We start from the raw sequence: 13,893 nt of genomic DNA, 5'->3' as shown, positions 1-13,893 counted from the left end.
AGGAATATTTATATCGTTTAGACGTCTAAGCGTCTTGATTGCCAAAGACTAACATCGTGTTATAGTGTCAGCAACATAAGTATTACAGGCAGGCACACTACAATGAGCAATAACCCGTTGATCCCGCAGAGTAAACTTCCAAATCTTGGCACGACGATTTTTACCCAGATGAGCGCCCTGGCGCAGCAGCACAACGCCATTAACCTCTCACAAGGTTTTCCGGATTTTGACGGGCCGAAATATTTGCAGGAGCGTCTGGCGTACCACGTGGCGCAGGGAGCCAACCAGTACGCGCCGATGACCGGCGTGCAGGCGTTGCGTGAAGCCATTGCGGATAAAACGGCTGAGCTGTATGGCTATAAACCTGATGCGAACAGCGAGATCACGGTAACCGCAGGGGCGACCGAAGCGCTGTATGCGGCGATAACCGCCCTGGTGCGTACGGGCGATGAGGTGATTTGTTTTGACCCGAGCTACGATAGCTACGCCCCGGCGATTGAACTGGCCGGCGGCGTAGTGAAACGCGTGGCGCTCCAGCCGCCGCATTTTCGTCCGGACTGGCAGGCGTTTGCCGCGCTGCTGAGCGATAAAACCCGGCTGGTGATCCTGAATACGCCGCACAACCCATCGGCGACGGTGTGGCAGAAGAGCGATTTTGCCGCCCTGTGGCAGGCCATCGCCGAACGTGAAATCTATGTTCTGAGCGACGAGGTGTATGAGCATATCTGCTTCGCCGAAGAGGGGCATGCCAGCGTGCTGGCGCATCCGCAGCTTCGTGAGCGTGCAATCGCGGTATCGTCATTTGGCAAAACCTACCATATGACCGGCTGGAAGGTCGGGTACTGCGTGGCGCCCGCCGCCATCAGCGCTGAGCTGCGTAAAGTGCATCAGTATCTGACGTTTGCGGTGAACACACCCGCTCAGCTGGCGCTGGCGGATATGCTGCGCAGCGAACCCGGACACTACCGTGAGCTACCGGATTTCTACCGTGCGCGTCGGGATCGGTTTGTGGCTGCGTTGAGCAAAAGCCGTCTGGAGATTTTACCCTGTGAAGGGACCTATTTCCTGCTGGCCGACTACAGCGCGATTTCCGATCTGGACGACGTGAGTTTCTGCCAGTGGCTGACGAAAGAGGTGGGCGTGGCGGCCATTCCGCTGTCGGTGTTCTGCGCCGATCCCTTCCCGCATAAGCTGATCCGACTTTGCTTTGCGAAGCAGGAATCGACGCTGCTGGCAGCGGCAGCGCGGTTAAACGCGCTCTGACTATTTCACCGTCCAGGCTTCAGAAAAACGACGGTCTGCGAAGAGTTCGAGCAGACCGTTGATTTGTTTGAGGCGCAGCACTTCGTCGCTATCCATCCCAAGCTCCTTGCCTATCTTCTCGTCGTCCCAGCCGAGCTGAACCAGTTCACGAACAATCTCTGACATGGCGTTGATTTGATGCCGCCCACGAGCCCGATTGTGGCGAATGGTGGCCGCCATTCGGTTATGTTTGTCCTGTCGCTCCTGGCGCAGGCAAGTGACGGGTAAGTACCCTTTGAGCTGGCGCTTCAAAACCGCCCGGGTTGTGCCAATTTCATGGCGGTGAAAACCGTCCACGATTTCATACTGCTGCTGTTCGCTTTCGGTCACAACGATAGGCTGGGTGAATCCATCAAGTTCCAGTGACTTGCTGAGTAATCGTTTTTCCGGTGGGGCAACGTTATTGGGGTTGTAATCGTTGGCGGTAATCGCGTCCTGCTTAACCCAGAGCACACAGTCTATAGGTTGCTCACGAAAAGGGCTGTTTTTATGTATTGCCTGACGGAAGGCGTTAATGGCATTGATTCGATCCTCTTCGGTAAGTGATTGAAGGTAGATGTCAATTTCGGTGATTATTCGCTGTCGCATAAAATGCCCCACTCCTTGCGTTTTGCCTTCACTCTGTCGCTGTAGCGCTGATAGTGTTTTGGTTTATTTGGGCTAAATGACAGGGCCCTGCACCAGTAATCGTTATTAAGTAAAACCTTACAGATACGTCGCCAGGAGGGGATGTCCTTGGCGCCAATGTCGCCCTCCTGCGTATCGGGAATATCGTTCATGCCTCGCTTTTGATACCAGTGGAGATAAACCGCAATTTTATTGCGGTAATGCTCCGCCGTATTTTGCGGCATGCTGTCGAGTAGCAGCATGGCGTATTCGCGCCAGCCAAGATGGTCTGGTTTCAGGATCTTCCGGTGGCCATAAAAATGGTTATCGTGCCCGGCATAAATACCGCCGCTGCGCACCCCGCAGGCACGCTCACACATCGCCGCCCAGCGTTCGGGTTCAATGACATGATAGAGCCACAAGCCCTGACGCTGTTCCGGGCCAAACGGTTCGCAGATGCGCATATAACGTGGCGGCACCCCCGCCTTGTACATCAGGTCGTATAAGGGGTTATAGCAACATTTTGATTTCGCGAACCACGTCCAGATGTCGGCGGTTTTCCAGTCGTACAGAGGGTAGATATACCAGGAGTGACCACCCGGTGCGACGGTCGTCCAGGGTTTATCGTCAGAAAAGCGCTGCTTACGTGCCGACGCGATCGCCAGAAAACGGTTGTAGGATTCATCGGCGCGGATCCCCACTATGACGGCGGCAGGACGTTTTTGCGCATACCATTCGGCAAACTCTCGCACGAAGACTTCAAACGTCATTCCCTGCTGATAAAAATCGAAATAGTGATAATCGGTAATGGCATCTTCCGGTGGCTGGCGAACCCAGTTTGTCCCGGGTTCCCAGCACTGCCATTCAGGTTGAAACTGTGACAGTGCGTTCTGGGTCGTGAGCGGAAGCGCTACCCACCAGAACTGATGGATAACATCACGATACAGCGTTCTCATCGTGTCAACATGCTGAATGGTTGAGGAGAATTGCGCTTCCCAGTCCAGAAAGATGACATCTATTTTTCGCTTTAATTGCCGTGCTTGCTGGGCAACGAGATGCAGCATCACGGTAGAATCTTTTCCACCGGAAAAGGAAACGCATACCCTGGAGAAATTGTTTAGCGTCCAGTCTATGCGTTCCGCTGAAGCGTCTAAAACATTTTCCTGTAAAGGGATTTTATAGATCGACATGGTTAATCGCATCCTGCGTGTTAAATGTCTGGAAAAAATTAAGACGATATTATGAAATCATTTTTCATTATTTTCACGGGATCATTTTTTCAGTTTGCGATTTTTATATTCATCATATAAATGATTTTACGCAGATGGAGCGGAAAGACAGAGTTTATGCATTTTCTCAATGAACGTTGAAAAAACGCTGCTGTTCAGCGATGAACGGCTGTAAAGCATATAGACATGTATTTCGGGCAATTCAAATGGGGCGGCGATCCGTTTTAATTTTAACGTCTCTTTATAGGCTTCATAGATTGATACGGGTATAAAGCCTAACAGATCAGATGAACTGACCATGGAGATAAGCGAGCTGATGGAGTCCGTGCGAAAAGCAATATTTCTTTCCGGGAAAACGTCATTGGCGCGATTCTGGAACTCTTTAACGCCCGGGTGCGCACTCTGGTAAAAGGTGAATTTTTCCCGGTATAACGCCTCGAGACTGACCGTATCGGTGAGTCTTGGATGGTTTTCCCGGCAGATTAACGTTATTGGCACCGTGGTAAAGTGAACACAAACCACAGAGCGATTTTTTACCGGGGCAATTGTGAAAATCAGGTCGGCTTTACGGTAGGCGAGCAGGTCCTCTGCGGATTCCGGAGAGATAAGCATATCGCGTTGTTCTATCTCGTAATTTTCCTCGGATATTAATAGTTTCATCGGTTCGAGCATATAGCCAGGCGACACCATTTGGGAGCAATAGATAACGAACTTTTTCTTGATGTCCGAGTGATGCATCATGTTGATCGTCTGTTCAATTTGGTTGAGATTCTGTTCAAGATGATGATGGAGGTTGGTGCCCACCGTGGTCGGCGTAATTCCCTTACCTGAACGGATGAACAGGGGGTCATTGAGCTGGCCACGCAGGCGTTGCAGCGACTGGCTCACGGCGGATGGCGTGATATAAAGTGTCTCGGCAGCCTTACTGATACTGAGATGTTGGTAAATGCATTCGAAGATGACTAACAGATTGAGATCGAATTTTTTTAGGTCGTAGAGGTTGGCCATGTTTCGTCCTGAGTGTGCTGTGTTTGCTGTCGTTATCACATCATGGAGTACGACAGAGGAAAGTTACCTTTTTCAATCCGTGTGGGTAACTTGCTTAATTCAAAATTTAAGTGATCTTAATATATCATGGCTTTGGATTATTGAAACACAACTTCAAGGTTTATTAAGATAATTTTATCTTTGAAGTGTGATTGAATTATTTGAATAACAACTGGCATTTATATATAGCGCGAAATTTATTATGAAATTAAATTTATAACGTTTCAGAAGCCTGTTCGGTTTAGCCTATCACAACCATAGGCAGGACTATCCCTCTTGTCCATTGCTCAATGCGCGCGCGGGTGCTGTAATCAAACCGCTGTTACGGCCTTGATACAAGGTATGTAGAGCGCAACGCAACGCCAGCTTCGGCTGGCACTGAATGTACCTGCGGGGAATTCAGGTATCAGGGCCGCCCGTTGAGGCGGCCTTTTTACTTTCAGGTTTTCCTTTAAAAGGTTCACCTTGCTGTCTTGTTGCTGTTGTAAGGTTTGGCTGATTGATTTGATAAAGCATACGCATTAGCCCCGATGAACAAAGTTGGTTACCTTACATCTCAACGAAAACACGGAGGAAGTACAGATGTCCTTGATTAACACCAAAATTAAACCTTTCAAAAACCAGGCGTTCAAAAACGGTGAGTTCATCGAAGTAACTGAGAAAGATACCGAAGGCCGCTGGAGCGTGTTCTTCTTCTATCCGGCTGACTTCACCTTCGTTTGCCCGACCGAACTGGGCGACGTGGCAGACCACTACGAAGAACTGCAAAAGCTGGGCGTAGACGTTTACTCTGTTTCTACCGATACCCACTTCACCCACAAAGCGTGGCACAGCAGCTCTGAAACTATCGCGAAAATCAAATACGCGATGATCGGCGACCCGACTGGCGCCCTGACCCGTAACTTCGACAACATGCGTGAAGATGAAGGCCTGGCAGACCGCGCGACCTTCGTTGTTGACCCGCAGGGCATTATCCAGGCTATCGAAGTTACCGCTGAAGGTATCGGCCGTGATGCATCTGACCTGCTGCGCAAAGTGAAAGCGGCTCAGTACGTTGCTTCTCACCCAGGCGAAGTGTGCCCGGCGAAATGGAAAGAAGGCGAAGCGACGCTGGCTCCATCTCTGGACCTGGTTGGCAAGATCTAAGTCTGTAAAGCCTGGCGGCGCTACGCTTGCACTGGCCTACAGTATCGTAGGCCGGGTAAACGAAGTGCCACCCGGCAATCAATGGGCGCTCCCCGCGCCCATTTCATTCCAGCACCATGATGCAAGTTGCATTCAGGCAGCCCGTATAAGGCGGCTTGCATGATGACGTTTTAAGAGAGGGAAGAATAATGCTCGACGCTAACATGAAAACCCAGCTCAAGGCCTACCTTGAGAAACTGACCAAACCTGTTGAGCTGATTGCCACGCTGGACGACAGCGCGAAATCGGCAGAAATCAAAGCGCTGCTGACAGAGATTGCTGAGCTGTCGACGAAAGTGACCTTCAAAGAAGACAACACGCTGGCAGTCCGTAAGCCTTCTTTCCTGATCGCCAACCCAGGGTCTGACCAGGGGCCGCGTTTCGCGGGCTCTCCGCTGGGGCACGAATTTACGTCCCTGGTGCTGGCGCTGCTGTGGACCGGTGGTCATCCGTCAAAAGAAGCGCAGGCGCTGCTGGAGCAGATCCGCGATATCGACGGTGATTTTGAGTTTGAAACCTATTACTCACTCTCCTGCCATAACTGTCCGGACGTGGTGCAGGCGCTGAACCTGATGTCAGTCCTCAACCCACGCATTAAGCACACGGCGATTGACGGCGGTACGTTCCAGAACGAAATCACCGAGCGCAACGTGATGGGCGTTCCGGCAGTTTACCTGAATGGTCAGGAGTTCGGCCAGGGGCGTATGACCTTGACCGAAATCGTCGCCAAAGTGGATACCGGCGCAGAAAAACGTGCGGCGGAAGAGTTGAACCAACGCGATGCGTACGACGTACTGATTGTTGGCTCCGGCCCGGCGGGCGCGGCGGCAGCGGTTTACTCCGCACGTAAAGGGATCCGTACCGGTCTGATGGGCGAGCGTTTCGGTGGTCAGGTTCTGGATACCGTTGACATTGAAAACTACATTTCCGTGCCGAAAACCGAAGGCCAGAAGCTGGCCGGGGCGTTGAAAGCGCACGTCAGCGACTACGACGTGGATGTCATTGACAGCCAGAGCGCCAGCAAACTGGTTCCGGCCGCGGTCGAGGGTGGTTTGCACCAGATTGAAACGGCGTCCGGCGCGGTGCTGAAGGCGCGCAGCGTGATCATTGCCACCGGCGCGAAATGGCGCAACATGAACGTCCCGGGCGAAGATCAGTATCGCACCAAAGGCGTGACCTATTGCCCGCACTGTGACGGCCCGCTGTTCAAAGGTAAACGCGTAGCGGTGATCGGCGGCGGTAACTCCGGCGTGGAAGCGGCTATCGATCTGGCGGGAATTGTTGAACACGTTACCCTGCTGGAGTTCGCCCCGGAGATGAAAGCGGACCAGGTGTTGCAGGATAAGGTGCGTAGCCTGAATAACGTCGATATTGTGCTCAATGCCCAGACGACAGAAGTGAAAGGCGACGGCAGCAAAGTGACCGGTCTGGAATACCGTGACCGCGTGAGTGGCGATATCCACAGCGTGGCGCTGGCAGGGATCTTTGTTCAGATTGGCCTGCTGCCAAACACCACCTGGCTGGAAGGCGCGATTGAGCGCAACCGCATGGGCGAGATCATCATTGATGCGAAATGCGAAACCAGCGTGAAGGGCGTATTTGCGGCGGGCGACTGCACCACCGTGCCGTACAAACAGATCATCATCGCCACTGGCGAAGGTGCGAAAGCGTCGCTGAGCTCGTTTGATTATCTGATCCGCACCAAAACCGCATAATAAAAGAAAGCAAGACGACACCTGCAATGCCAGAGGCCACCAAAAGGTGGCCTCTTTTTTTATCTCACGACCATTACCGGAATGTGGGTGTGGCGGATCACGCTGGAGGCGTTCGACCCCAGCAGGTGAGTGGTGATGGAAGGGTTACGTGAACCAATCACTACCACGTCGGCATTTAATTCCCCCGCCAGCTCATTAACGGCGTCGCGCACGCTACCGAACCGGACGTGGGTTTTGATGCGGGAAGGATCGATGCTGAAGTGCCCGACCATGGTTTGCAGGCGTGTCTCGGCTTCATGCTGTAAATGCTCTTCAAAACGACGCACATCAGCAGCGAAACGATGCAGGCTCAGGCTGGCAGAGCCCGGTAAAACATGCAGAAGATGAATAACTCCGTCCTGCTGCGCGAGAAATTCCGCGTGACGTACAGCCTTATCACTCAGTTCCATTTCGAAAACATCAACCGGCATAATGATTGTTTGATACATAACCGTTTCTCCTTGTTTATAAACGCTGAAATCATTCAACCACAAAATATAAAAGGTTTCTGTAATCCCGACAGCACTTTTTTATCTCGCCAGGATAAATCTCAAAACAGCCGGATTCCGGGGCAGATCCCGAGAGGTAGCTACCCTTTTATAAGCTTACCCACACCCTTTCGGAGGTTGCATGAAAGCTCTCACCTATCACGGTCCGCATCATGTTCGGGTCGATAATGTCCCCGATCCGGGCATCGAACAGCCTGACGATATCATCCTGCGCGTAACGGCCACGGCGATCTGTGGTTCTGATTTGCATCTTTATCGCGGAAAAATTCCCAAGGTCCAGCACGGCGATATCTTTGGTCATGAATTTATGGGCGAGGTGGTGGAGTGCGGGAGCGAAGTGAAAAACGTGCAGAAAGGTGACCGGGTGGTGATCCCGTTTGTGATTGCCTGCGGTGACTGCTTCTTTTGCCAGATGCAACAGTACGCGGCCTGCGAAAACACGAACCGCGGGCAGGGCGCGGCGCTGAACAAAAAGCAAATTCCCGCCCCTGCCGCGCTGTTTGGCTACAGCCATCTTTACGGCGGCGTGCCGGGCGGACAGGCGGAGTATGTGCGCGTCCCGAAAGGCAACGTGGGGCCGTTTAAAGTGCCCCAGCTGCTGTCTGACGACAAAGCGCTTTTCCTGTCAGATATTCTGCCTACCGCCTGGCAGGCGGCAAAAAATGCGCAGATCCAGAAAGGCTCCAGCGTCGCCGTATTCGGGGCCGGGCCGGTGGGGTTACTGACCATTGCCTGCGCGCGGCTTCTCGGCGCAGAGCAGATTTTCGTGGTTGACCATCATCCCTATCGACTGCGGTTTGCCCAGGAGCGCTACGGCGCGATCCCGATTAACTTTGATGACGATAACGACGCGGCGGAGAAAATCATTGAGCAAACGGCCGGACAGCGCGGAGTGGATGCGGTGATTGATGCCGTCGGGTTTGAGGCCAAAGGCAGCACCACGGAAACGATCCTCAGTAACCTGAAAATTGAAGGCAGCAGCGGCAAAGCCCTGCGCCAGTGCATTGCTGCGGTGCGACGCGGCGGCGTGGTCAGCGTGCCGGGCGTGTACGCCGGTTTTATTCACGGCTTCCTGTTTGGCGATGCCTTCGATAAAGGGCTGAGCTTTAAGATGGGGCAGACCCACGTCCATGCCTGGCTGGGAGAGCTGCTGCCGCTCATCGAAAAGGGGCTGCTTACCCCAGAAGATATTGTGACCCACTATCTTCCGCTGGCTGATGCGGAACGCGCCTATAAGATCTTCGAAAAACGGGAGGAGGAGTGCCGCAAGGTGATCCTGGTGCCTGGCGCAGACACCCCGGAGGCAGCGCAGCAGAAAGTGAAGGGACTAGTGAATGCCTTCCCCGGCGGCGTTGTGTGAGGTTCCTCACTCACCAGTGGCGCTCAAGATACAGCACCGCCACGACGAGGATCGCCAGGATGATGAGAAAAACCAGTGTGATAACAAGTATCTCACCCATGACCGTCCCCACGGCACTACAACAGACTAAGCGTGGATTAAGCGGTTTTTGTCCGGTATAGCACAATAGGGTGAATTTGCGGAAAGAGGATGCGTGTGCATCCTCTGTGCAAAGCGGGGTCGCTTGTTCAGAAGGGATTAACGCAGGTAATCGCCAGCGGCTTCGGGCTGGTAGAGCAGCTCAAGCACTTCCAGGTGAGCTGAGGCGCCGCCCGGGAGTTCCCAGTGGATGGTATCGCCCGTGCGCAGTCCAAGCAGCGCCGCGCCCACGGGTGCCAGCACCGACAGTTGCGTGCTGCTGTCGGTCATCTGCGCCGGATAGACCAGCGTACGGGTGAGCTCCTCTCCGGTGGTCAGGTTGCGGAACTTCACCTGGCTGTTCATGGTGACCACATCATGCGGCATGGTCTCAGGCGTACACATCTGCGCCCGGTCGAGCTCTTCGTTCAGCGCATCGGCTACCGGCAGCGAGGCGAATTCTGGTTTCTCCAACAGTCGGTCAATACGTTCTGCGTCGAGTTCATTGATGATAATCGTAGGTCTGGACATTTTTACTCCATGTCGTTAATGCTGCGTGTAACGCAGAAACCAATCCAAAAGAAAACCCTCGCCGTCTGGCAGCGAGGGTTTAACTTATCTGATGATACTGTCTGAAACCGTAAGTTTGAAGTGATGAAGGTCACAATCATGCGCCATATGAATTTTTGGCAATAAACCCGGCGTCCCGATTCACGCTGAACGGAAATTTCGTTACGCTGGAAAGACTGAACCCGGGCAATGCGCGTTGCAGCCCCAGCGTAGAGAGAGCGATATGTACTTTTACCAACCGTCTCAGGGGCACGGCCTGCCGCACGACCCGCTGAACGCCATTATCGGTCCACGTCCGATTGGCTGGATCTCATCCTGTGATAAGGCCGGTCAACTGAACCTTGCCCCGTACAGCTTCTTTAACTGCTTTAACTATCGCCCACCGATCATTGGTTTTTCCAGCAACGGCTGGAAGGATAGCGTGCGGAATATTACCGAAACGGGGGAGTTTGTCTGGAACCTCGCAACGCGCGATCTCGCCGAGGCGATGAATGAAACCTCCGCCACGCTCCCTCATGGCGAGGATGAATTTACCTTTGCCGGCCTGACGCCCGTTGCCAGCCAGCTTGTGAGCTCGCCGCGCGTGGCGGAAAGCCCGGTGAATTTCGAGTGTCGATTGTCACAGTGCATTCAGCTTACCGGCGCGGATGGGACACCGATTGATACCTGGCTGGTGCTCGGCGAAGTCGTGGGCGTCCATATCGCCGAGAGTTTGCTGGAAGAGGGGATTTACCAGACCGCGAAAGCGCAGCCCATTCTGCGTGCGGGTGGACCGACGGCCTACTACGCCATCAGTGACAGCCATCGCTTCGATCTGGTACGCCCGGATGCGCGCAGGGGGTGATATGCACGCAACCCTGTTGCCCGCCGATCAGCAGTTTTTTGCCGATCTGTTGAGCGGCCTGGTGCTCAACCCACAGCAACTGGGGCGAGTCTGGTTTGCTCAACGTGGCGCGTCTGACGCTGTCGGAAGCGTGAGCCGCGACTGGCCACGGCTTGATGTCGTTCTTCGCGGGGAATATGGCAACAGACTGGTTACCGGGCAGCAGACCCTCTGCCAGGGGGAAATGCTGTTTCTTCCCGCCCAGGCCGCCAGCGTCCCGGTGTTTGAACGACCGGTCATGCTGCTGAGCATTCTTTTTGCGCCGTCGTGGCTGGGGCTGGTGTTTCATGATACCCGTCACGGGCGCTCCGTGCCTGCGCAGCGACACGTTGAGCTTCCTCACCCTGAACGAGGCGAATGTGCTGCGATGCTGATGGCCCTGACGCACCTGAGCGCTTCCCCGCAGGATCAGGCCATTATTCAACCGCTGGTGCTGAGCCTGCTGCACTGGTGCCGGAAAGTGGTGTCGTCGCTGCCTGAACCGGGACTGTCGCGCGGGGATTTCCTCTATCAGAGCATTTGTAACTGGGTGCAGGAAAACTATGCTGAATCCCTGTCGCGGGACAGCGTCGCCGCGCTTTTTAATATTTCGGCTAACCATCTGTCACGCCTGTTCTCCCAACAGGGGACGATGAGTTTTGTGGATTACGTTCGTTGGGTGCGTATGGCGAAGGCGAGAACCATCCTGCAAAAATACCACCTGCCGGTGGGGGAAGTAGCGAAGCGCTGCGGCTATGCCGATAGCGACTATTTTAGCCGTCTGTTCCGGCGCCAGTTTGGCCTGACGCCGGGGGAGTATCGCGCACGCTTTCAGTGACAGTCAGAACGTGATTTCAGCGTTCAACAGATCCAGGATACTTTGCGGCGTCTTTGCTGCAAACAGCGACTCGCGAAACGTTTTATTGACCAGCTTCCGCGCCAGCTGGGAAAAGACCTTCACGTGATTAATCCCTTCCTGAGCGCCGAGCGTCAGCATGATCACCAGCTCGACGTCGCCCAAATCCGACTCCCAGTCAATCGCCTTGTCCAGGCGTGCAATGCTGATGCTGGAGTGGCGTATCCATTGCGATTTGGTGTGAGGGATCGCCACGCCAAACCCGACGGCGGTGGTGACAATCTCTTCGCGCTGCCAGAGATCTTCTTCAAGCTCCAGCGGGTTTTCGGTCCTGCCATGAATCGCAAGATTTCCGCATAAGAACTGAAGTACCTGCTCTTTTGAGGTCAGCGGCTCATTGACCACGATAGTCTCCAGGGCCAGCAAGGGACGCGGCGGCGCTTCCGGTGTGAAATCCGCCAGCAGGGCTTCAATCTCCTCTGCGCTGCGGCTGTCGCAGGCCTTTTCCGCCAGCGCCCGGCAGGTTGCCATGTCCAGCTGACGCAGCTGGGTTTTTACCGCAGGGATGCGCGGCCCGCTCATGCTGAACTCATCTAAGCCCAGACCAAGCAGAAGAGGGAGGTAGCGCTGCTCTCCGCCAAGTTCCCCGCAAATGCCGACCCATTTCCCGTGACGATGCGCTGCGGTGACAATCTGGCGAACCATGCGTAAAAAAGACGGTGTGATGGGGTTATACAGCGCCGAAACGCGCGGGTTGTTGCGATCGACAGCGTAGAGATACTGAGTCATATCGTTCGAGCCGATACTGAAGAAATCCACCTCTTCGCAGAAGTGATCGATGATAAAGCAGACTGAAGGCACTTCAACCATGATCCCCAGCGGCAGGTGTGCGGTGTGACGTAACCCCTGTGAGGCCAGGGCGTCACGAACGTTTTGCAGCTCCTGTTTGATCCATAAAATCTGATCGAGACTGTGCACCATCGGGATCATCAACAGCGCATTGCCGCTGGCGCCTGCGCGTAAGATCGCGCGCAGTTGGGTGCGGAAGAGATCGGCAAATTCGGGATAAATACGAACGGCGCGATAGCCGAGGAACGGGTTTTCTTCCTGGGGAATGTTCAGGTAAGGGATCTGCTTATCGCCGCCGATGTCCATTGTGCGAAAGATGACCGGCTTGCCCTGCGCGGAGAGCAGCACCTGCTGATAGGCTTCGAATTGCTCCTGCTCGTCCGGCGCGGAGTCTCTGTCCATATACAGCATTTCAGTGCGAAACAGCCCGATACCCTGCGCGCCGCAGGCAAACGCCCCGGGCGCTTCCAGCGCGCTGCCGATGTTGGCGGCAATCTTTACCGGTACGTTGTCGCGGGTGAGTGCTGGAAGACCCGCATCTTTGATCTGCTGCTGGTGGCGTCGGTCGGCAAGGCGCTGCGCCACGCTATAGTAATCATTCACCGCGTCGTTGGGTTCAACGACCAGCACGCTACAGATGCCGTCCAGAATGACCTTTTTTCCCATCAACGGCGCCAGCGAGGCGACCGTTAAACCACTCAGCACAGGCACGGAGGCCGCGCGTGCCAGGATCAGCGTATGCGACGTCCGGCCTGTTTTTTCAAGCACCATGCCTTTCAGATACTGCGTGTCGAGGCTGAGAAACTGGCTGGGCGTCAGATCTTCCGCCACCAGAATAGTGGGAGCGCTGAGGGTGAATGCGGAGGTTTGCTGCAACTCCGGCCAGGTAATGTTAAGAAGCTGCTCGCTGATGTCGCGAATATCGCTGACGCGTTCACGCAGGTAGTCGCTGGCGGAGAGCGACAGCTTGTCGCAGATCAGCTCCATATTACGAATGATCGCCTCCGCAAGGCTTAGCCGTTCCTCGGCGATCAGTCGGCGTATGGTGCCGCCAAACTCCTCATCCTGGATCAGCGAAAGATGCGCGCTGAGAATGGTTTTACTCTCGCCGTCCAGCCCGCGCAGACGGTGGTTGAGCTGTTCAGCCAGCGTCGCCAGGCTGTGTTCCAGGCGGGTAATATCTTCCGGCGAGGCGGGGATCTGACAATAACGTTTGAGGTTATCGCTCTGCCAGCCTCGCAGAGTGCCAGCCCCGATGCCACTGGCGAGCGTAATGCCGTGCTGAAGGTGGGGAGCAAGCCTTACAAGCGAACGGGGCAGGGGATGCGCAACGTGCGGCGCGTCGCCGGAGGGAATACTGTCGCTGTCGATAAACGCGCCGGTGAGATACGCCTCCAGCACGCGTCGGGCCTGCTCCTCGTCGCTGCCGTTAATTTCCAGCACGCAGCTGTCATTAAACAGCGTACCGGTACTGATCAGCGCCAGCGAGCTTTTGGCATCCGCGTGAGTGTTAAGCCGTCTGTTGATAAAACGGATGTCGCTGCGCCATGCGCTGCACTGCTCTTTTAACGCCCAGGCCGGACGCGCATGCAGGCCGTTGGGCAGTGGGCAGAAAAATTCAATTGAAAGCATACTTCCTCCTGGCCG

At 54.6% G+C, this 13,893-nt stretch carries 13 protein-coding genes; 6 read left to right on the top strand and 7 right to left on the bottom strand.

What is annotated here, in order from left to right:
* The first annotated feature begins 102 nt into the window (after window positions 1-102).
* A complete protein-coding gene (locus tag H2Z33_RS01720) occupies window positions 103-1,263 on the top strand; it encodes a pyridoxal phosphate-dependent aminotransferase (protein ID WP_032652943.1) in 1,161 nt (386 codons plus the stop codon).
* Here H2Z33_RS01720 and H2Z33_RS01715 read toward each other — a convergent pair whose 3' ends face one another.
* The 3 genes from H2Z33_RS01715 to citR form a co-directional block, all read right to left on the bottom strand.
* A complete protein-coding gene (locus H2Z33_RS01715) occupies window positions 1,264-1,890 on the bottom strand; it encodes an IbrB-like domain-containing protein (protein WP_032671323.1) in 627 nt (208 codons plus the stop codon).
* Entirely contained in the window at window positions 1,875-3,098 is a 1,224-nt protein-coding gene (locus tag H2Z33_RS01710; RefSeq protein WP_063134783.1) for a phosphoadenosine phosphosulfate reductase, read from the bottom strand. The genes H2Z33_RS01715 and H2Z33_RS01710 overlap by 16 nt, the downstream gene beginning before the upstream one ends.
* A gap of 126 nt (window positions 3,099-3,224) precedes the next feature.
* On the bottom strand, window positions 3,225-4,145 hold the full coding sequence (gene citR / locus H2Z33_RS01705; RefSeq protein WP_063134784.1) for a DNA-binding transcriptional repressor CitR: 921 nt from the start codon (window positions 4,143-4,145) through the stop codon (window positions 3,225-3,227).
* A gap of 621 nt (window positions 4,146-4,766) precedes the next feature.
* On the opposite strand from citR, the gene ahpC reads away from it, so the two are divergent.
* Together ahpC and ahpF are read left to right on the top strand one after the other, a co-directional pair.
* Entirely contained in the window at window positions 4,767-5,330 is a 564-nt protein-coding gene (gene ahpC, locus H2Z33_RS01700) for an alkyl hydroperoxide reductase subunit C (protein ID WP_014882974.1), read from the top strand.
* Between the two features lie 188 nt (window positions 5,331-5,518).
* Window positions 5,519-7,084, top strand: coding sequence for an alkyl hydroperoxide reductase subunit F (ahpF, locus tag H2Z33_RS01695; RefSeq protein ID WP_045142408.1), 1,566 nt, complete (start codon window positions 5,519-5,521; stop codon window positions 7,082-7,084).
* A gap of 59 nt (window positions 7,085-7,143) precedes the next feature.
* Here ahpF and uspG read toward each other — a convergent pair whose 3' ends face one another.
* A complete protein-coding gene (gene uspG, locus H2Z33_RS01690; protein ID WP_006809652.1) occupies window positions 7,144-7,572 on the bottom strand; it encodes a universal stress protein UspG in 429 nt (142 codons plus the stop codon).
* A gap of 181 nt (window positions 7,573-7,753) precedes the next feature.
* Here uspG and H2Z33_RS01685 point away from each other — a divergent pair, with 181 nt between their 5' ends.
* On the top strand, window positions 7,754-8,992 hold the full coding sequence (locus tag H2Z33_RS01685) for a zinc-dependent alcohol dehydrogenase (RefSeq protein ID WP_015571156.1): 1,239 nt from the start codon (window positions 7,754-7,756) through the stop codon (window positions 8,990-8,992).
* Window positions 8,993-9,002: 10 nt separating this feature from the next.
* Here the strand turns inward: H2Z33_RS01685 and yldA are convergent, their stop codons facing one another.
* Both yldA and rnk read right to left on the bottom strand, forming a co-directional pair.
* A complete protein-coding gene (gene yldA / locus H2Z33_RS23525) occupies window positions 9,003-9,092 on the bottom strand; it encodes a small membrane protein YldA (RefSeq protein WP_015571155.1) in 90 nt (29 codons plus the stop codon).
* Between the two features lie 137 nt (window positions 9,093-9,229).
* Window positions 9,230-9,640, bottom strand: coding sequence for a nucleoside diphosphate kinase regulator (gene rnk, locus H2Z33_RS01680; RefSeq protein ID WP_006809650.1), 411 nt, complete (start codon window positions 9,638-9,640; stop codon window positions 9,230-9,232).
* 262 nt (window positions 9,641-9,902) lie between these two features.
* Here rnk and H2Z33_RS01675 point away from each other — a divergent pair, with 262 nt between their 5' ends.
* Together H2Z33_RS01675 and H2Z33_RS01670 are read left to right on the top strand one after the other, a co-directional pair.
* Complete coding sequence (locus H2Z33_RS01675; protein WP_003858756.1) at window positions 9,903-10,523, top strand: flavin reductase family protein; 621 nt, start codon at window positions 9,903-9,905, stop codon at window positions 10,521-10,523.
* A 1-nt stretch (window position 10,524) separates the two neighbouring features.
* Window positions 10,525-11,379 carry a helix-turn-helix domain-containing protein gene (locus H2Z33_RS01670; protein ID WP_032671319.1) on the top strand — a complete coding sequence of 285 codons (855 nt, stop codon included), beginning with the start codon at window positions 10,525-10,527 and terminating at the stop codon, window positions 11,377-11,379.
* Between the two features lie 3 nt (window positions 11,380-11,382).
* Here the strand turns inward: H2Z33_RS01670 and ptsP are convergent, their stop codons facing one another.
* A complete protein-coding gene (gene ptsP, locus H2Z33_RS01665; RefSeq protein ID WP_063134785.1) occupies window positions 11,383-13,878 on the bottom strand; it encodes a phosphoenolpyruvate--protein phosphotransferase in 2,496 nt (831 codons plus the stop codon).
* Window positions 13,879-13,893 lie beyond the last annotated feature (15 nt).

This window comes from Enterobacter sp. YSU, assembly GCF_016082135.1.
GTDB classification, from domain to species: domain Bacteria; phylum Pseudomonadota; class Gammaproteobacteria; order Enterobacterales; family Enterobacteriaceae; genus Enterobacter; species Enterobacter hormaechei_C.
The sequence above is the reverse complement of the archived record's forward strand: the minus strand, read 5'-3'. Positions and strand labels throughout refer to the sequence as shown.